15 protein-coding genes are annotated in these 18,313 nt (G+C 68.5%); 8 read left to right on the forward strand and 7 right to left on the reverse strand.

The window, feature by feature from the left end; all coding sequences use genetic code 11:
- Nucleotides 1–64: 64 nt before the first annotated feature.
- Nucleotides 65–868: a hypothetical protein gene (locus tag RJ03_RS17815; protein ID WP_036503877.1), complete on the reverse strand. Its 804-nt coding sequence runs from the start codon at nt 866–868 to the stop codon at nt 65–67.
- A 16-nt stretch (nt 869–884) separates the two neighbouring features.
- The gene (locus tag RJ03_RS17820; RefSeq protein WP_036503880.1) at nt 885–1,421 is read right to left on the reverse strand and encodes a lipoprotein LpqH; all 537 of its coding nucleotides are present in this window, start codon (nt 1,419–1,421) and stop codon (nt 885–887) included.
- Nucleotides 1,422–1,599: 178 nt separating this feature from the next.
- Here RJ03_RS17820 and RJ03_RS17825 point away from each other — a divergent pair, with 178 nt between their 5' ends.
- The 4 genes from RJ03_RS17825 to RJ03_RS17840 are packed head-to-tail and all read left to right on the forward strand — an operon-like array spanning nt 1,600 to nt 6,819.
- A complete protein-coding gene (locus tag RJ03_RS17825) occupies nt 1,600–3,003 on the forward strand; it encodes a hypothetical protein (RefSeq protein WP_036503881.1) in 1,404 nt (467 codons plus the stop codon).
- A complete protein-coding gene (locus RJ03_RS17830) occupies nt 3,000–4,025 on the forward strand; it encodes a hypothetical protein (RefSeq protein WP_036503883.1) in 1,026 nt (341 codons plus the stop codon). The genes RJ03_RS17825 and RJ03_RS17830 overlap by 4 nt, the downstream gene beginning before the upstream one ends.
- Entirely contained in the window at nt 4,025–5,545 is a 1,521-nt protein-coding gene (locus RJ03_RS17835; RefSeq protein ID WP_036503885.1) for a tetratricopeptide repeat protein, read from the forward strand. The genes RJ03_RS17830 and RJ03_RS17835 overlap by 1 nt, the downstream gene beginning before the upstream one ends.
- Nucleotides 5,542–6,819 (forward strand): CHAT domain-containing protein, encoded by a 1,278-nt coding sequence (locus RJ03_RS17840; protein WP_036503886.1) that lies wholly within the window; start codon nt 5,542–5,544, stop codon nt 6,817–6,819. The genes RJ03_RS17835 and RJ03_RS17840 overlap by 4 nt, the downstream gene beginning before the upstream one ends.
- Nucleotides 6,820–7,217: 398 nt before the next feature.
- On the opposite strand, the gene ilvC is transcribed toward RJ03_RS17840, so the two are convergent.
- The 3 genes from ilvC to RJ03_RS17855 are packed head-to-tail and all read right to left on the reverse strand — an operon-like array spanning nt 7,218 to nt 10,734.
- Nucleotides 7,218–8,219: a ketol-acid reductoisomerase gene (ilvC, locus tag RJ03_RS17845; protein ID WP_174372318.1), complete on the reverse strand. Its 1,002-nt coding sequence runs from the start codon at nt 8,217–8,219 to the stop codon at nt 7,218–7,220.
- A gap of 50 nt (nt 8,220–8,269) precedes the next feature.
- Nucleotides 8,270–8,773: an acetolactate synthase small subunit gene (ilvN, locus tag RJ03_RS17850; RefSeq protein WP_036503889.1), complete on the reverse strand. Its 504-nt coding sequence runs from the start codon at nt 8,771–8,773 to the stop codon at nt 8,270–8,272.
- Complete coding sequence (locus RJ03_RS17855; RefSeq protein WP_036503890.1) at nt 8,770–10,734, reverse strand: acetolactate synthase large subunit; 1,965 nt, start codon at nt 10,732–10,734, stop codon at nt 8,770–8,772. The genes ilvN and RJ03_RS17855 overlap by 4 nt, the downstream gene beginning before the upstream one ends.
- Before the next feature lie 426 nt (nt 10,735–11,160).
- Here RJ03_RS17855 and RJ03_RS17860 point away from each other — a divergent pair, with 426 nt between their 5' ends.
- The 3 genes from RJ03_RS17860 (at nt 11,161) to RJ03_RS17870 (ending at nt 15,250) form a co-directional block, all read left to right on the forward strand.
- Nucleotides 11,161–11,661 (forward strand): PH domain-containing protein, encoded by a 501-nt coding sequence (locus RJ03_RS17860; protein WP_083870975.1) that lies wholly within the window; start codon nt 11,161–11,163, stop codon nt 11,659–11,661.
- Between the two features lie 510 nt (nt 11,662–12,171).
- On the forward strand, nt 12,172–14,013 hold the full coding sequence (gene ilvD / locus RJ03_RS17865) for a dihydroxy-acid dehydratase (RefSeq protein WP_036503891.1): 1,842 nt from the start codon (nt 12,172–12,174) through the stop codon (nt 14,011–14,013).
- A gap of 412 nt (nt 14,014–14,425) precedes the next feature.
- Nucleotides 14,426–15,250, forward strand: coding sequence for an alpha/beta fold hydrolase (locus RJ03_RS17870; protein WP_036503892.1), 825 nt, complete (start codon nt 14,426–14,428; stop codon nt 15,248–15,250).
- A 244-nt stretch (nt 15,251–15,494) separates the two neighbouring features.
- On the opposite strand, the gene RJ03_RS17875 is transcribed toward RJ03_RS17870, so the two are convergent.
- Both RJ03_RS17875 and RJ03_RS38855 read right to left on the reverse strand, forming a co-directional pair.
- The gene (locus RJ03_RS17875) at nt 15,495–15,938 is read right to left on the reverse strand and encodes a nuclear transport factor 2 family protein (RefSeq protein WP_036503893.1); all 444 of its coding nucleotides are present in this window, start codon (nt 15,936–15,938) and stop codon (nt 15,495–15,497) included.
- Between the two features lie 10 nt (nt 15,939–15,948).
- The gene (locus RJ03_RS38855; protein ID WP_051024808.1) at nt 15,949–16,995 is read right to left on the reverse strand and encodes a DoxX family protein; all 1,047 of its coding nucleotides are present in this window, start codon (nt 16,993–16,995) and stop codon (nt 15,949–15,951) included.
- 178 nt (nt 16,996–17,173) lie between these two features.
- Here RJ03_RS38855 and RJ03_RS17885 point away from each other — a divergent pair, with 178 nt between their 5' ends.
- Entirely contained in the window at nt 17,174–18,304 is a 1,131-nt protein-coding gene (locus RJ03_RS17885) for a PQQ-dependent sugar dehydrogenase (protein WP_036503894.1), read from the forward strand.
- Nucleotides 18,305–18,313: the final 9 nt, after the last annotated feature.

An 18,313-nucleotide genomic window follows, 5' to 3' on the forward strand; every position in this document is an offset into this window, starting at 1 on the left:
CGCCGACACGACCGTGCCGCCCTTCGCAGCGCTGGTTCTGCGAAGGGCGGCATACCGGTGTGGTTCATGCGTTGAGCGGGATCGCGATGACCACCTCCTGCTCGTTCTCCGGAAGATAGTGCACCTGGACGATCCGTCCGACCTGCACGTTCGAGACGCCGGCCGGTGGGAGGAACTTCTCCGCGTGGGCGCTGAAGGTGCTGCCGTCGGGCCGGGTGATCGCGAGCCCGAGGTCGATCTTCGCGTAGCCGTTGCGGATTTCGCCGGGCACCGACAGCGACTGCACCACCGCCTGCGCGGCCACGCCGCGACCGGCGATGTCGATCTTGGCCCGCGTGGTGACTCCCTTGCGAATCAGCGATTCGTTCATCGCCTGCTGCGCCGACGCGCTGTCGCCGGATCGATCGACCTCCACCTTGTCGGTCCGCCCGGGCAGATAGCGCACCGGCAGTACGACGCCGGGGCGCAGCAGGGCCAGTTCGGCGAGGGGCACGATCATTTTGGCGGTCGAATCGAAGACCTCGCCGTGAGCGCCCTCGACACTGAACTCGATCCGCAGCTGCGGCTGATCGTTGACGGTGAGGCCGGTTTCGCGAGCCGACTTGACGGTCCCGAGGCCGAGCAGGCCGTTGCGGAACTCCGCGCTGTTGCGGCCGGTGAGCGCCGACAGCACGCCCTCGCCGGTGAACGCGAAGGCCATCACCACCGTAGTGAGCGCGATGATCGGCAGTGCGAGAAAACCGTTGAGCCAGGCCACGAAACCGGGCTCCCAGGGGCCGGTCGTCCGGTAGGTGAAGCCGTGCCAGAGGTAGGCGCCGACCGCGAAGGCGGCGAAGGCGAGGGCACCGGCCCGTACTGTGGTGCGCACGATGGTTCCTCCCGGCTCAGCCGTTGACGATGGTGGGGCAGGCGAAGGTGATCTCGAACTTCGCGGTGGCGGGGCCGGCCATCGGGTTCGTCATATCCGGCGCGGCGACACCCTCACCGGTGATCTTGTAGGTCTTGCCGTCCTTCGACACGGTGGCCGAGCCGCCCGGCTGGCCGTTGCCGAAGCCGACGGCATACGGCATACCGGAGGCGCCGCCCTTGCTGCCGCCGATGGCGACCGCCTGCACGGTGCCACCCTGTGCGGTGAGGGTGGCGCTGACGCTCAGCTGGCCGTAGGTGGGGTTGGCGGTATCGGTCAAGGCCAGCGCGAGGGTCCCGCCGCGCTGGGCGCAGGTGGTGTCGAAGTTCGCGCTCAGCGCCTTGCCGTCCACGAGGGCAGCGGACTTGCCTCCCGCCGGGGTCTGGGTCGCCGGTGCCGCGGTGGTCGATGCCGGGGCGGCGGTCCCGGAGTCGTCGCCGCAGGCGCCGAGGGCCAGGGTCAGGCCGGCGGCGGCGAGGGTGGCGGCGGCGATCCGGATCTGCTTGGTGCGCATGGTGTTCGTTCCTTCGTTCTCGGTGAGTCCGGCCCTGGGAGCGGGCCGTTGTTCACAAGGTAGGAACGGTTCGCCGCCTACCGATCCCAGGTTTCGGGCCCGGCCGCGGGGCGGTAATCGGGCCTCTGCCCTGGTGGCGGCGGTGGGTTAATCTGACCGAATGCGACGACCGCGCGCCATGGTGCTCGACGAGGTGTGGCGCGGTATCGACGGCGTCGAGGCGCTCAGCGGCGCCCAGGGCGGGCCGCTGCGCCGCACCGTGAAACTGATCCTCGACCCGCTGGTGATCCGCCCTGTCCAGTACCCCGCCTGCGCCGGACCGACGCTCACCGCGGACGGTGCCACCCTGCTCGCGGCCCGCGTCCATGCCGCCGCCGACGTCCTGCGCGCGACCGCGGGCTGGTTCAGCCTGCTCAAACAGGTGCGGCGGGCATTGCGCATCACCGATGGCAACCCGCAGGACCTGTATTTCCAACGCTGTTTCGAACTCGCGACCGTGTCGGGGGCGCCGGATCCGGTGCGTGACAGGCCCACTGCCACAGCCGCATTGCACGACATCCATCACCTGGCGGCCGGGCGCACCACGCAGGCGTTGAAGAACCATCTCACCGATCGCTCCACGACCAGCGAACTCGCGGCGCTGATCGATACCGCGTGGCTCCGGCGACCGCAATCCGCGCCCGCGGTCGCCGACCACACCACCGCCCTCGCCGCACTACTCGATTCGTGCGCCACCGCCCGAGCCGATGACGCCGCCCGCGAACTGCGCACCTTGATCACGGAGCGAGCGGGGACCCATTCAGGAATTACGCTGTGGCACAGCGCTTCCGGTGACTCGGCACAGGAACTGGGCCTCACCGCGCACCGCCTGCCGGTGGCCCCCGCGCTCGGTACCGGGGCATCGACCGCGACACTGGCACTGCCGTTCGACCGCACCATCTACGAACGTGTTTTCACGGTGTTGCAGGCCTCCACCGAGCGCTCGGACCTGCCCACGATCCCGGAACTGGTGACCGAGGAGATCGCCCGGAGTTGCGCACCGTGGGCGCTGCTCGACGAATCACTTCGGGTGACAGCGGCAGCGGGCGTGCAACTGGCACGGGGTCTCGCACCTGTCACCGGATCCGATCGGTCGCCCGCGAGTGAACCGGCAACCTCGAGCCACGGCGACTGTGTTCGTGAGATGAGAAGTTCTGCACGCCAGGGCAGTTCCGTTCCACACCGCGCCACCGCCGCCCATCGGGCGATCAACGGGAGGTGGCGGCGCGAGGCCTATGTACTGCAGGCACGCCGCCTCGCTGTGCACGACACCGGGCAGTCGTCCGATCCGCTCGCTGTGATCGCGGCCGAGCTTCGCCGTCCCTGGCGTTCGTATCTGCGGCGGCTGTGGGTTCGCCTGCACGGCCGCGATGTCCGCGGCGCGTCCCTATCGCCGACCGGGCCGCAAACCTCCGAGCTGTGGGATCTGCTCGACGGGGTCGCACGTTCGGTCATCCTCGATCACCGAACGCGGGTGCGGAAGGCGCTGACCGCCAATTCCTTTGCGACCATCGTTGATTCGCTGGAATCGAGGGCCGGATGATGCCCGAGGCCGTACTCCTGCACCGTGACGACGAGGTCGTCATCGTCTCCCCCGCCGGTGCACCCACCGTCCACGACGCGACGCCCGGACTCGACACGCTGGTTCTCGAGGTGATCGGCGGTCATCTGTCGTGGAGTTTGCTGTCCGGGCACACCGTTCCGGCGGCGGTGCTGCACGATCCGGACGCCGCACAGGACTGGCTCTGGGCCGTGTACGGCGAACCGGTGGCGCTCGCTGTCGCCGACGGCCGTTCCGGCGAGTCGGCCGCGACACCGGCGACACCGGCGCGTCCCGAATTGGCCTACACCGCACGGCAACTCGGCTATGCGCAGTGGGCCGCGCAGTGGTGGCCCGCATCCACCATCGACGGCATTCCCGCGCTCGATCCCGATGTGCTCGGCCGGGACATCGCGGCTCTCACCGAAGCCTGCGATCTGATCGTCGACGGGTCCGACGCACAGCCGGGGCCGGTGTCACCTTCCGAGGCGGTTGCCCCGCGTCGGCAGGACTATGCCTTGGCGGCCGGTGCCGCCGACGCCGGGCGCACCGGATTGGTGCTGGCCACGGGCACGTCGGGCTGGGATTGGCGCCGGTGCCCGCCAGGCGTGGTGGATGCCTCGGAGTTCGCCGTCTCGTGGCGGCTCACCAGAGAATCCGGCAGCACCTCGGTCGAGGTGCGTGCGGCGGCGGCTCCGCACCTCGATGCCGGTCTGCCTGGGCATCTGTGGCCTCACGCTCGCGTCGTGACCGACCCCGTGCCAACGGATTTCCCGCTGCAGCTCGACGGCGATACCTGGTTCGGCGGAGCGCTGATCGACGCCGAAGGTGTTGTGCGCGTCGATATCTACGTGCCCGGGGTCGGGCCTGTCCCCGACGGGACATCGGCATCGGAGGCCATTTACGGGCCGGGGCAACGGCAGCGGATCAGGGAATTCGTGATCGACCGATTGCGGTCGGCCCAGCCGTCCATGCCGTTACTCGAGGCCGAGCGCGCCGCCGCCGCATCGGATACGGACTTCTGATGGCCGACGCTGTTCCTCCCGGCCTCGAACTGCTCCACGAGGGCGCCGCGGCCCACGCGCGCGGCGACGTCACCGAGGCACTGCGGATATTCGAGCACGCCGCGCACAGCACCACCGGCGGCGTGCGGGTCAGCGCCCTGGTCAATGCGGCGAGTATGCGCGACGAACTCGGCGACCACGCCGGCGCCATCACCGGATTCCGCGCCGTGCTCACCGAAATCCCCGACGACGCGACGGAAAAGCGCGCATCCACCCTCGTCAACTATTCGCAGGCACTGCAGCACGTGGGCGATCTCGACGCCGCGCAGACGGCGCTGGAGCAGGCACGCGATCTTCTCACCGGCCACAGCGAGTTGTCGACGTTGCGGGTCTCGTGCCTGATCTCGCTGACCGCCGTCGCGATGCATCGCAGCCAGTGGGCGCGGGCCATCGAGCTGGCCACCGAATCACTGGAGTTCACCGAGCGATTCGCGCCGCCGTTGCGCGGCCACCCGCTCGCCAATCTCGCGGCCGCGCACTTCGAGTCGGGGCGCGCTGAACTCGGGGTCGACTTCGCCCATCAGGCCCTGAGCGCATTCGAGGCAGCCGGCGACGGGAACGGCACGGCCGAAACCCGGCAGACGCTCGCGATGATGTATGCCCGCCTGGGCCGTCCCGACGACGCCGACCGGTATCTCGTTGCCAGCCAACAGTATTTCGAACAGGCCGGTCTCGGCTACCGCGCCGGGCTGGGACTACAGCTGATGGCATATCTCGGCGAACGACACGGCGACCTCGACCACGTCGAACAACTGTATCGCCGCGCGCTGACATCGTTCGAGCAATCCGGTGCGGCGCTCGAATCCGCCGGAGTTCGAATTCGTTTGGCGACACTGGATTTCGCACACGGCCGGGTCGGGGAGGGGCAGGCACAACTGGCGGCCGCCTACGAGATCTATGCGGTGCGCGGGCTCGGTCTGCAGTGCGCGCGGGTCGACTATTGGCATGCCGCGCTGTGGGAGTCGGTCATCGCCGACATGGTCACGCCGCCGCCCGCGGAGGTACTCGCCCTCGCTCGGGACTTGGCCGTCACCTCCGCCCTCGCCATCGACGCGGTGCGCTACAGCTTCGCCAACGGGACCCAGCGTGAACAGTGGAACCGTGAGATCGCCGCACCAGCCGTGCGGCTGGCGTTCCGCTTCGCTCACCTGTGCGGTAACGGCGAGCTGATTGCCGATCTGATCGAGACCGTGTGTGCTGGAACATCTTTCGACACCGGCGCGGTAACCGAAAGCGGACCGCCGAGGCTTCCGTTCGACCCGATACCGACGCCCGACGACGCGTTCGATGGACCCGACGCCGGTTCCCTGCAACTCGGCTCGGCGCTGGCCCAGGTCGCCGCTGCGGCCGGGCTGCCTGTCTCCCCACCGCCACGGCTGTCGGTGTCTCCGGATGGCCATATCGCCTTGGACACCTATATCACCGCCGCCGAACAACGCTACGGCCGGAGGGTCCGGGAGGATCGGGTGCTGGCGTTATGAGCGAGGAGACACCCGGCGGACAACCGACGGTGATCGTGCGTATGGCCGACGCGGGCGATCTGTACATGTCGTGGCGCTGGCTCGGGGATACCGCGAGTCCGGGCGTGGCCGCGCTGCCCGGCGCCGACATCGACGCCGTGGTGCGGCGGCTCGCGGCGGCACTGCCCGATCCCTCTCGCTCGGGTGGTCTCGAAAAGGCGCTCACCACAGATGCTTTCGCCGCGCGCGATTCTGAATACGCACTGGCGCAGGCACTCAGCCGCGCACTGCTCCCCCAGGCCCTCGCGGTCCAGCTGCACGACCTGCTCGTGCGCGGTGTCCGTCCGCATATCCGGTTGCAGCCGTCGCCGCGAGTCGCGCAGGTGCCGTGGGAAATCATCGCCCCCGATCCGAACCTGCGGCTGATCGATATCGCGGATCTCAGCCTGCTCGCACCGGCGAGTACCGTCCACGCTCCCGGCCGCACCGCGCGCAACTGGGTGGTCGACCGCGAGCTGCCGGTGGTCGCGGTGCTCGATCCGCGTGTGCCGGGATTCCGGGCGGAATCCGAACTCGGTTCGGTGCTCGGACGGATGAGCTCCGGCTCGCCGCTCACGCAGACGGTTTCCGAATACGTTGCACAGCAGCGTCTTCGGCCGATAGTCGACGACCCGCTGCACGCCTTCCGGCGCACCGATCTCGACCGGTCCCGCCTGAGCGCCCTCCTGCGGGACGGGGCCGCCCGGCTGGTCTACGTCGGCCACGTCACCGCCGAACGCCCGGAATCCGGTCTGAGCGAGAACGCCGAACTCCACCTCGCCTGCACCACCGACACCACCGGTTTCGCCCGGCCGCAGCGCACGCATCGCCCGCTGTCGGCCAAGGATCTGCTGCTGGGCACCCATACGCTGGAGACCGAACCCGTTGCCGGACCGCAACTCTGGCCGATTCCGAGCCGAGTCGCGCTCATCGCCTGCGAAAGCGGCGGCGATCTGCGCTTCACCGAGGCGCTCGGCTTGGTGGCCGCGATGATCCACGGCGGTGCCGAACTCGTCACCGCCACCCGCTGGCCGCTGCCCACCGATCTGGCATTCGAGCGATTCGCGGGCGTTACCGGCACGACACCGCTGCAAGATGTCATCTGCGCAGTCGACGAGGCGCACGAACAAGTGGAACCCATTGCCGCCCTAGTCAATTGGCAGCGTAAGCGGCTGGCAGCTTGGCGTGAGAGGGGCGCGGTGGAGGACTCACCACTGCTGTGGGCGGCCTTCGCCACCGTCGACGCCGGGAGCTGAGCAGACAGTACGAATGAACCCCGTTGAAACTACCGATGCAGCATCGCCACAACAGTCATCTGATCGAGGATCGAACAAGCCGAACCGGTTGCCGCCCTGGCGAATTGCAGGACGCACGACGCACTGCCCGGGCTGTGGCCGGCATTATCGAGTACTGACCGTCGCGGCGGGCGGCAGTCGCCACAGTCGCCGGGATTGAGCGCTGCGAGACATAGCGAGTGCCGGGCACTCACGCGCACTGCCGGTCTCCAGGCAGGGTGAACTGGCGCCGCATCGAAACGATCTTCGTCGTGGGTAGCGCTCGATGAGGTAGATGGGTCGGCTGACCGAACGCCCAGCGCATACGCAACGACCCGCCGGACAAGATTGCCCGGCGGGTCGTTATGCGGTGGGAAACCTTACGCGGTTTCGGTGATCGGCCGGTCGACCCAGCTCATCAGGTCGCGCAGCTTCTTGCCGGTGACCTCGATCGGGTGCTCGGCGTTCTGCTTGCGCAGGCTCTCGAGCTCCTTGTTACCGCCCTCGACGTTGGCGACCAGGCGCTTGACGAAGGTACCGTCCTGGATGTCCTTCAGGATCGCCTTCATGCGCTCCTTGGTGTCGGCGTCGATGACCCGCGGGCCCGACAGGTAGCCACCGAACTCGGCGGTGTCGGAGACCGAGTAGTTCATCCGCGCGATGCCGCCCTCGTACATCAGGTCGACGATCAGCTTCAGCTCGTGCAGCACCTCGAAGTAGGCCATCTCCGGCGCGTAACCGGCCTCGACCATGACCTCGAAGCCGGTCTTGACCAGCTCTTCGGTACCACCGCAGAGGACGGCCTGCTCACCGAACAGGTCGGTCTCGGTCTCTTCCTTGAAGGTGGTCTTGATGACGCCGGCGCGGGTGCCGCCGATGCCCTTGGCGTAGGACAGCGCCAGGGCCTGGCCCTCACCCTTCGGGTCCTGGTCGATGGCGATCAGGGCCGGGACGCCCTTGCCGTCGACGAACTGGCGGCGCACGAGGTGGCCGGGGCCCTTGGGGGCGACCATGCCGATGGTGACGTTGGCCGGAGCCTTGATCAGGCCGAAGTGGATGTTCAGGCCGTGGCCGAAGAACAGGGCGTCGCCGTCCTTCAGGTTCGGCTCGATGTCCTCGGTGAAGATCTTGGCCTGCGCGGTGTCGGGGGCGAGCAGCATGATGACGTCCGCCCACTCCGAGACCTCGGCGGGAGTGCCGACGGTCAGGCCGGCCTCTTCGGCCTTGGCCCGCGACTTGGAGCCTTCCTTGAGGCCGATGCGCACCTCGACGCCGGAGTCACGCAGGCTCAGCGAGTGTGCGTGGCCCTGGGAGCCGTAGCCGATCACGGCGACCTTGCGGCCCTGGATGATCGACAGATCGGCGTCGTCGTCGTAGAACATCTCGACTGCCACTGTGGTTGTGTCCCTTCGTTGATTCTTCTGAATAAGTGTTAGCGGGTCGCGGTGATCGACTTCGGCCCGCGACCGACGGCCACCACGCCGGATTGCACGATCTCACGGATGCCGTACGGTTCCAGCATCCGCAGCAGCGCCTCGAGCTTGGACCGGGTGCCGGTCGCCTCGATGGTCAGCGCGTCGGGCGACACGTCGATGACCTTAGCCCGGAACAGGTTGGCCGATTCGATCACCTGGGTGCGCACACTGGCATCGGCACGCACCTTCACCAGGATCAGTTCGCGGGCCACCGAGGCGTCGGCGTCCTGCTCCACGATCTTGATGACGTTCACCAGTTTGTTGAGCTGCTTGGTCACCTGCTCCAGCGGCAGATCCTCCACGGTGACGACGATGGTCATCCGCGAGATCTCCGGAACTTCGGTGCCACCCACGGCCAGGGATTCGATATTGAATCCACGCCGGGAGAACAGACTCGCCACCCGCGCCAGCACGCCGGGTTTGTCCTCCACCAGCACGCTGAGGGTATGGGTCGTGCTCACAGGTTGGTCTCCTTCTGCGAGGCCCGTTCGTGCGCCGACAGGGTCGCCTTGTCGTGCGACATGGCCTCATGGATGACGGCGGGCTCGGAGGCCTGCTCGTCCTCGTCGAACAGGGGGCGGATGCCGCGGGCGGCCATGATCTCGTCGTTGGAGGTGCCGGCGGCGACCATCGGCCACACCTGCGCGTCCTTGCCGACGATGAAGTCGATCACCACGGGACGGTCGTTGATCGACTGCGCCTCGCGGATGGCGGCCTCGACGTCCTCTTCCTTCTCCACCCGGATGCCGTGGCAGCCCAGCGCTTCGGCGAGCTTCACGAAATCGGGGATGCGCAGGGTGTGGGTGCCCAGGTCGGTGTTGGAGTAGCGCTTCTCGTAGAACAGGGTCTGCCACTGCCGGACCATGCCCAGGTTGCCGTTGTTGATCAGCGCGACCTTGATCGGCACGCCCTCGACGGCACAGGTGGCCAGCTCCTGGTTGGTCATCTGGAAGCAGCCGTCACCATCGACCGCCCACACCTCTTTGTCCGGCGCGCCCATCTTGGCGCCCATCGCCGCGGGCACGGCGTAGCCCATGGTGCCCAGGCCACCGGAGTTGAGCCAGGTGCGCGGCTTCTCGTACTTGACGAACTGCGCGGCCCACATCTGGTGCTGGCCGACACCGGCGACGTAGATCGCCTCCGGTCCGGCGAGGCGGCCCAGGGTCTCGATGACGTACTCCGGCGACAGCGAGCCGTCGGAGGTGGGGCCGTAGCCGAGCGGGTACTGCTTGCGCACACCGTCGAGGTAGGTCCACCAGGACGCCAGATCCAGCAGCGGAGCCTCGGCGTTGGTGAAGGCCGGATCGGACTTGAGGGTCTCGATCAGTTCGGTGATGACCTCACGGCAGTCGCCCACGATCGGCACATCGGCGTGGCGGTTCTTGCCGATCTCGGCGGGGTCGATATCGGCGTGGATCACCTTCGCGTGCGGGGCGAAGGAATCCAGCTGACCGGTGACGCGGTCGTCGAAGCGGGCGCCCAGCGTGATCAGCAGGTCCGACTTCTGCAGAGCGGCAACGGCTCCCACGGTGCCGTGCATACCGGGCATACCCATGTTGAGGGTGTGGCTGTCGGGGAACGCGCCGCGCGCCATCAGGGTGGTGACCACCGGGATGCCGGTCAGCTCGGCCAGTTCCAACAGCTCCGGCGAGGCGTCGGCCTTGATCACGCCGCCGCCGACGTAGAGCACGGGAGCCTTGGCCTCGGCGATCATGCGGGCCGCCTCGCGCACCTGCTTGCCGTGCGGCTTGGTCACCGGGCGGTAGCCGGGCAACCGCATCTCCGGCGGCCAGCTGAAGGTGGTCTGCGCCTGCAGCACGTCCTTCGGGATGTCGACCAGCACCGCGCCCGGGCGGCCGGACGAGGCCAGGTGGAACGCCTCGGCGATGATGCGCGGGATGTCGATGGCGTCGTTGACCAGGAAGTTGTGTTTGGTGCACGCCATGGTGATGCCGGAGATGTCGGCTTCCTGGAAGGCGTCGGTACCGATCAGGCCACGGCCGACCTGTCCGGTGATCGCCACCAGCGGCACCGAATCCATCTGCGCGTCCGCGATCGGGGTCACCAGGTTGGTCGCGCCCGGACCGGATGTGGCCATACACACACCGACCTTGCCGGTGGCCTGGGCGTAACCGGTCGCCGCATGTCCGGCGCCCTGCTCGTGGCGGACCAGCACGTGGCGCACGCGCGTGGAGTCGAAGAGCGGGTCGTAGACGGGGAGAATCGCACCACCCGGAATGCCGAATACCGTGTCGACGCCGAGCTCCTCGAGGGAGCGGACGACGGACTGGGCGCCGGTCACCTTCTCGGGCGGGACCTGGCGGCGGTTTCCGGTCGCGGCCGCAGCCGCGGGAGTCGGCTGGGAAGCCGAGGGCGCTGGCCTGCGGGCCGAGGGCCCGGGCCGTGCGGTTGGTGCGCTCACCGTCTTTTTCCTTACTGCTTGTCGTTCACCGCTTCGCTCTCACGGGGCGCCTGCGCGGCGCTCGAGCGAACATCGAAGCCGTGAACACAACTTGTCCGAACACAAAAAAGCCCCCGTCAGCCGATGGCTGAGCGAGGGTGGCGCGTCGCAGTTGCGAGCTTGACGTAGTCGACCTCGAGTCGTCAGGCTCAGCGCTGGACGCGCCGGCCGATTACGAGAAGCTCGTTTCGATTCACGCGCTCGACGGTATGCGCGCGAGAGTCGATGAGTCAAATTACTTGACGTGCGGTGTCTCATTATGTGAGACGGGGCGGTTCGAGTGTCGCTTCACCATGATGCGAGGATGGGGGTGTGTCATCGCCGCAGCAGTCCGTGCCACCAGCTCAATCGTCCCACACCGCCGAGGGCGGATCCGATACGGGGCGTGTGATCCGTATTCCCCGGCTGGCGCATCTCGGGGTGTTCATCCTGCTGTTCTGCGCGGCGTTCCCGTTCTTCGGCTGGCCGGCGGTGCTGTGGATCCTGTTCCTCATTCCGATCGCGGCCGCGTGGTGGGTCGAACGCTCCCGCACCACGGTGTCGGCCGGTGGACTCGATCTGCGGACGATTTTCGGTTCCCGGCACGTCGACTGGTCGCAGATTCAGGGGCTGCGGATCCCCAAGCGCGGCTGGGTGCGCGCCCATCTGAGCGACGACTCCGAGGTGGCTCTGCCGGCGGTGAGCTACGACCGATTGAAGGATCTGGTCGCGGCCTCGGACGGGCGGATTCCGGATCCGTTCGCGCGGCCGGAGAAGAGCGCGGCGAGCGCGGAGGACAAGAGCGGCGGCGGCCAGGAAGGCAGCGCCGACGAGACCCCGGAATCCGGTGCAGCGGACAGCTCGTCGACCGACGCTGCCGACAAGCCGGACACCCCCACGGACGACTGAGCGAACTACTTCTTCAACTCCGCCGCTTCGGCGGGTTGTCGCAGCACGACCGCGGCGATCGAGTGGGATGTTTCACACTCTCGCGCCAACCCCGAACGCCGGGAACAAATCCGAGCTTTCGCGGCGCTGCCCTGAGGACGTCCCCACTCGGGGCGCAGTCGCCGCGATCATCGCATCGCGGTGCGGGTCCGTGGTCGAGACCCCACCCGGTGACGGCCGCTCGGACCGGCTCGACGTGCGTCGTGCTGCCGCGCCACCCCGCGGCCGCACGACCACCCGCCTCCGGTGAGCACGCTCCGGTGGCGGGAGTAACGTTGAAGCGCCGAACAGACACTCTGCTCTTGCGAACAGACACCTCTGCCGACGACACCACTCGCCGAAGAGACGCTCCGCACGGTGGCCGACCAGCCCTCGGCCCCGGCGACCCACCGGACGATGAGCACCGACGAGCAGAGCCCTGCCCGAGTAGAGCCGCTCCGGCCACCGCGCCGACCACCGAGGACCGAATTCATGCCACCGCTTCGCTCACGCACCACCACCGCCGGACGCAATGCCGCAGGCGCACGCGCACTCTGGCGGGCCACCGGCCTGACCGACTCCGATTTCGGTAAGCCGATCGTCGCGATCGCGAACTCCTACACCCAATTCGTGCCCGGCCACGTGCATCTCAAGGATGTCGGCGAGATAGTCGCCGACGCGGTGCGCGCCGCCGGCGGTGTGCCGCGCGAATTCCACACCATCGCCGTCGACGACGGCATCGCGATGGGTCACGGCGGCATGCTCTACTCGCTGCCCAGCCGCGAAATCATCGCGGACTCGGTCGAATACATGGTCAACGCGCACACCGCCGACGCGCTGGTGTGTATCTCCAACTGCGACAAGATCACTCCCGGCATGCTCAACGCCGCCATGCGGCTGAACATCCCGACCGTGTTCGTCTCCGGCGGTCCGATGGAGGCCGGTAAGGCCGTGGTCGTCGGCGGTGTGGCCCAGGCGCCCACCGATCTGATCACCGCGATCGCCGCCAGCGCCTCCACCGAGGTCAGCGACGAGGGCCTCAGCGAAGTCGAGCGCAGCGCCTGCCCGACCTGCGGTTCCTGTTCCGGCATGTTCACCGCGAACTCGATGAACTGCCTCACCGAGGCACTGGGCCTGGCACTGCCCGGCAACGGCTCCACCCTCGCCACCCACGCGGCGCGGCGGGCCCTGTTCGAGCGGGCCGGCAGCACCGTCGTCGACATCGCCAACCGCTGGTACCGCGACGACGACGATTCCGTCCTGCCGCGAAACGTCGCCAACGCCAAGGCCTTCCGCAACGCGATGGCCCTCGACGTCGCGATGGGCGGTTCCACCAACACGGTGCTGCACACCCTGGCCGCCGCGCAGGAAGGCGAGATCGATTTCGACCTCGCCACCATCGACGAGATCTCGCGCCGGGTGCCCTGCCTGTCGAAGGTCTCCCCCAACTCCGACTACCACATGGAAGATGTGCACCGCGCCGGTGGCATCCCCGCCATCCTGGGCGAACTGCGCCGCGGCGGACTGCTGGAAACCGATGTGACCACCGTGCACACCGCCTCCTTCGACGAGTGGCTCGATACCTGGGACATCCGCTCCGGCAAAGCCTCCGACGAAGCGATCGAACTGTTCCACGCCGCGCCCGGCGGCGTGCGGACCACCGTGCCGTTCTCCACCGAGAACCGCTGGTCCTCGCTCGACACCGATGCCGAGGGCGGATGCATCCGCGATATCGCGCACGCCTACACCGTCGAAGGCGGCCTGTGCGTGCTGCGGGGCAATATCGCCCTCGATGGCGCCATCCTGAAAACCGCCGGTATCGACGAGGATCTGTTCACCTTCGAAGGACCGGCCGTGGTGCTGGAATCCCAGGAGGACGCGGTTTCGGCGATCCTCGGCAAGAAGATCACCCCCGGCGACGTCGTCGTGATCCGGTACGAAGGCCCCGCCGGCGGCCCGGGTATGCAGGAGATGCTGCACCCCACCTCGTTCCTCAAGGGCCTCGGCCTGGGCAAGGTGTGCGCGCTGATCACCGACGGCCGCTTCTCCGGCGGCACCTCCGGGTTGTCCATCGGGCACATCTCCCCCGAGGCGGCCAGCGGCGGCGCCATCGGCCTGATCGAGAACGGCGACCGCATCCGCATCGACGTGCACACCCGTGCGCTGGAGCTGCTGGTCGACGACGAGGTGCTCGCCGAGCGCCGCGCCAAGATGGAAGCGCGGGAACGGCCGTGGCAGCCGGTGCAGCGCGACCGGCCGATCACCACCGCGCTGCGGGCCTACGCCGCACTGGCCACCTCCGCCGACAAGGGCGCCGTCCGCCGCGTGCCCTAGGCTGTGCCGCCTCCCCGCGTTCCTGCGTGCCGTGGGGTGCGGGAAGGGGGTGTCGGTCTCGCGTCAGGTGATCGACCACGTTTGGTGTGCTACGGTGAGTTACCGAGGTCCATATCGAACCTCAGCCGCAGGTCAGAGCGACACAGTATCGCCTGACCTGCGGCTGATCGTCGTCTGTTCGCCGGCAACCGGCACGGCGTCCCGCCCTGCCGAGGAGTGATCGCCCCACGATCCGGCGACCGCGAACCGGGATGGCGGAAAAAGGGGGATTCGTGGCGCGCACAGCGGGGCGCGCCATGTCCGAATCGAGCAACATTTGTCTGGCGCCGACCGTTCAGAAGCGTCGTCGCCCCAACCGGTTCCGGTCGCGACCTGCGGGCAACAACCGAGAATCCGATCACGAGGAGTCCCCATGCCTTTCATTACAACGTCGGACGGCGTCGACATCTACTACAAGGACTGGGGCAGCGGACAGCCCATCGTCTTCAGCCACGGCTGGCCTCTGTCCTCGGATGACTGGGACGCACAACTGATGTTCTTCTTGTCCCACGGTTTCCGGGTGGTTGCTCACGACCGGCGCGGACACGGCCGTTCCGCTCAGGTCGCCGACGGGCACGATATGGACCACTACGCCGATGACCTGGCCGCCGTGGTCACCCATCTCGATCTGACGAACGCGGTTCATATCGGTCATTCCACCGGCGGCGGGGAGGTCGTGCGTTATCTGACCCGCCACGGACAGGATCGGGCGGCAAAAGCCGTTCTGATCAGTGCGGTGCCGCCGATCATGGTGAAGACCGCCGACAATCCGGGTGGATTGGACAAGTCGGTCTTCGATGACATCCAGGAGCAGGTCGCCACCCGCCGGTCGGACTTCTTCCGCACGTTCGCCGAAGGACCGTTCTACGGCTACAACCGGCCCGGCGCACAGCCCTCCGAAGGAGTGATCGCGAACTGGTGGCGCCAAGGTATGACCGGCGGCGCCAAAGCCCACTACGACGGTGTCGTCGCATTTTCCCAGACCGACTTCACCGATGAGCTCACGAAGATCACGATCCCCACCCTCGTCATGCACGGAGAGGATGACCAGGTGGTCCCGATCGAGAACACCGGCATCCGCTCGGCCGAACTGTTGCCCAACAGCACCCTCAAGACCTATCCGGGTTTCCCGCACGGGATGCCGACGACCGAAGCCGCGACCATCAACGCCGACCTGCTCGCATTCATTCGTAGCTGAGCGGTCGTTCCGCGCCGGAGCTCATCCGGGCCGGTCCGCCGGATCTGCGGCAGTTGGGCGACCAGTGACCCCTGTGCATGCGAAACCGATGTCGCCCGAGTGAAAGATCGGAAGACGGGTCGCCCCGCTGCGGCGGGGCGGCCCTTTCGCTTCCGGGGCGGGGGTAATCATCGAGTGCGCGAAACGGCTGCTCTCCGACGGGAGCGGCCGTTTTCAGTGGGTTGTAGTCGGACGTCGCAGCTACCTACCTGCGCAGGTGATGGCTGACGTCGCCGATGAGGTCCATGGTGACCGCGCGTTCGGCGAAGGCCCAGGTGCCGTCGGTGCGGTGGAAGCGGTCGGCGTAGCGGCCGCTCACGATGGGTTGCAGTGGTAGGTCGGGGGTGGCTTGCAGGACGGTGAAATACGATCTGGCCGTGGCAGTGCCCTCGGCCTCGTCGACCTCGATCACCAGGTTTGTGACCAGGTGTTTCGTGCGGGGAGTGCCGTCGTCGTAGCGGATCACGGTGGCGGACAGCATCTTCTCCACCGCGGCGCTGCCCTCGATCCGCGCGCCGCTGCCGCCGAAGCTGCCCGTGGCGAACAGGGCTCCGACGCCGCCGAAGTCGCCCTGGTCGACCAGCAGGGCGTAGTCGGCGATCAGGCGTTCGATCGCTCGGTGACTCGACGGCTCAACGGGATTCGACACGGGGACGACTCTAGAAGATCCCCACGAACGGGTTGCCGCCGTGCAGGAAGATCCAGCCCGCGGCCGCTGCCCCGAGTGCCAGGACCAGGCAGACGAACGAACCCCACGACGGGCGGACGGCCCAGCCGCGGTTGCGGTCGAACGACAGGCGGCCCGGGCCGGTGAGGATCAGCGAGGCCGCCGCGCCGGCGAGGATCGACTCCAATTCGACCGGGCGGTACTGGAAGTCGGGAGCCATGCCCTGCTTCCACAGCCACGCGGTCGAGATCGAGGCCAGGACCGCGCCGGCCGCCAGCGGGGTGGCCAGGCCGAGGATGATCAGCGCGCCGCCGCCGACCTCGGAGACGGTGAGCATCCCGGTGGACAGTTCGATGTGCTTCCAGCCGCCCTGTTCGAGCATGTGCCGGGTGCCGTCCAGACCGGGTCCGTGGAACCAGCCCGCCAGCTTCTGCAGGCCGTGGTACAGGAAGGTGAGGCCGACGGTCAGGCGCAACCCCAGCAGACCCAGATCCAGTGTGCCGCGGCGATATTCGCGCGGGCGACGGAGACGCTCGGTCTCGCCGTTGGCCCGGGCGGGCGGGATCGTGGCGAAGGCATAGGTGGGCGCTTCCGCATCGGCGGGCGCGGCGCCGCCCGGAGCAGTGCCGGGATGCTCGGCGTCGGGGTGGTCGGTGCCGGGATGCTCGGCGCCGGGGTATTCGGTGCCGGGATGCTCGGCGCCGGAGTGCTCGGTGCCGGTGGGCTCGGCGCCGGGGTGGTCGGTGCCCCGGGCAGCGCCGGGGTGCGCTGCGCTCGCGGCGGTAGCGCCGGCGGCCGCGGTGCCGGTGGGGCCCTTCGTCGCCTTCGTGGCGCCGGTGTGCTCGGCACCCGCGGCCGGTACGTCCGGGTCCAGGCCCAAATCGTCCTCGGTCCGCGGAACATCCTTGCCCACCGCGGGTTTCACCGAGGGGAATTCGCCGGTCGGATTGTCGTAGGGGCTGCCTGCCGTCGGTCCGGAGCCCGACGGCCGCCCCGACGGCTGATTCGATTCCGGTGTTTGATTCGGCTTGTCCGTCACGGGCACAGAGTATGACGCCGAACGAGCGGGCGCGTGGTCCGGTCCCGGCGTGTCAGCCGCGCCCGGCAGGTCCTGCGGCGCGCCTCGCCAGCACGAACCGGAGTCGCCGTGGCGGTCCGCGCGGTGTGGCCCGGCCCCCTGCGAGCGCGCGCGGCGGTATTTCCGTAACGTTTGGGCAATGAGTGTGGTTGTCGTCGGCCGTGTCGCGTCGATCCTCGCCGTCACCGCCGGCCTGGTGGTCGGCTGTGCCCGCTTCGACGATTCCGCGTCCAAACCGTTCACTCCCGCGCCCACCATCGAACCCGAGGGGCAGGGTCCGACCAGCGAACCGAAAACTCCGCCGCCGACCGGGCAGCGCCCCACCGGGCCGTGTATCGATCCCGATCCGGCGGTCGTGGTGTCGTGCCTGGACACCACCGGCGGACTGACGGTCCTGCCGGACGGGCAGCAGGCATTGGTCACCGAGCGCACCACCGGGCGCATTCTGAAGGTCACCGCCGTCGATCCGAGCCAGGCGCCGCCGCAGCCACTCGAGGTCGCCCGGGTCGACGTCGACGCGGCCGGCGACGGCGGGCTGAGCGATGTCGCGCTCTCACCGAGCTACGGCGAGGACGGCTTGGTCTACGCCTACATCACCACCGCCTCGGACAATCGCGTCGTGCGCATCGGCGCGGGCGGCGATCCGAAACCGATTCTCACCGGAATTCCCAAGGGCGCCAACGGAAATCACGGTTCACTCGCCTTCGTCTCACCGACCAAGCTGGCGGTGCTGACCGGTGACGCCGGCAATCCGGGCGCGGCGAACAACCCCGGATCCCTGGCGGGCAAGCTGCTCGAGATCGACGATCCGGCGCCGGGCAACGCCAATCCGAAGGTGGTGGCGTCGGGCATCGGCACCGCGGGCGGAGTGTGCCCCGACCACAAGGACACCATCTGGTTCACAGACCGCACCGCCACCGAGGACCGGCTGCAGCGCCTGGGACCCGACGGCGCCGTCGCCACCGCATGGACGTGGCCGGACAAACCGGGTGCGGGTGGCTGCGCGGCCGCGGTGGACGGCGTCGCGGTCTCGATGTCGGGCGCCAAGGCGCTGGCCTTCGCCGACGCCGACCCCACCACCCACGCGGTGACCACCGCCCCGACGATGGTGGCCCAGGACAAGTACGGCTCCCTCGGCGGCGCCGCGCTGGGCGCCGACGGCAACGTCTGGGTGGGGACGGTCAACAAGCCCGCCGCCGCGGGCCCGCTGGACGACCGGATCGTGCGCATCCCACCGCCGAAGGGCGGCGCGGGCGGCGGACCGGACTAGCGCTCCGTC

This window comes from Nocardia aobensis NBRC 100429, assembly GCF_000308375.1.
Classification (GTDB): domain Bacteria; phylum Actinomycetota; class Actinomycetes; order Mycobacteriales; family Mycobacteriaceae; genus Nocardia; species Nocardia aobensis.

Excerpts from the sequence above, each read along its gene's own strand:
- RJ03_RS17825 (WP_036503881.1), top strand. The coding sequence starts at position 1,600 with ATGGTGCTCGACGAGGTGTGGCGCGGTATCGACGGCGTCGAGGCGCTC.
- RJ03_RS17830 (WP_036503883.1), top strand. The coding sequence starts at position 3,000 with ATGATGCCCGAGGCCGTACTCCTGCACCGTGACGACGAGGTCGTCATC.
- RJ03_RS17835 (WP_036503885.1), top strand. The coding sequence starts at position 4,025 with ATGGCCGACGCTGTTCCTCCCGGCCTCGAACTGCTCCACGAGGGCGCC.
- RJ03_RS17820 (WP_036503880.1), bottom strand. The coding sequence starts at position 1,421 with ATGCGCACCAAGCAGATCCGGATCGCCGCCGCCACCCTCGCCGCCGCC.
- RJ03_RS17885 (WP_036503894.1), top strand. The coding sequence starts at position 17,174 with ATGAGTGTGGTTGTCGTCGGCCGTGTCGCGTCGATCCTCGCCGTCACC.
- ilvD (WP_036503891.1), top strand. The coding sequence starts at position 12,172 with ATGCCACCGCTTCGCTCACGCACCACCACCGCCGGACGCAATGCCGCA.
- RJ03_RS17840 (WP_036503886.1), top strand. The coding sequence starts at position 5,542 with ATGAGCGAGGAGACACCCGGCGGACAACCGACGGTGATCGTGCGTATG.
- ilvC (WP_174372318.1), bottom strand. The coding sequence starts at position 8,219 with ATGTTCTACGACGACGACGCCGATCTGTCGATCATCCAGGGCCGCAAG.
- RJ03_RS17870 (WP_036503892.1), top strand. The coding sequence starts at position 14,426 with ATGCCTTTCATTACAACGTCGGACGGCGTCGACATCTACTACAAGGAC.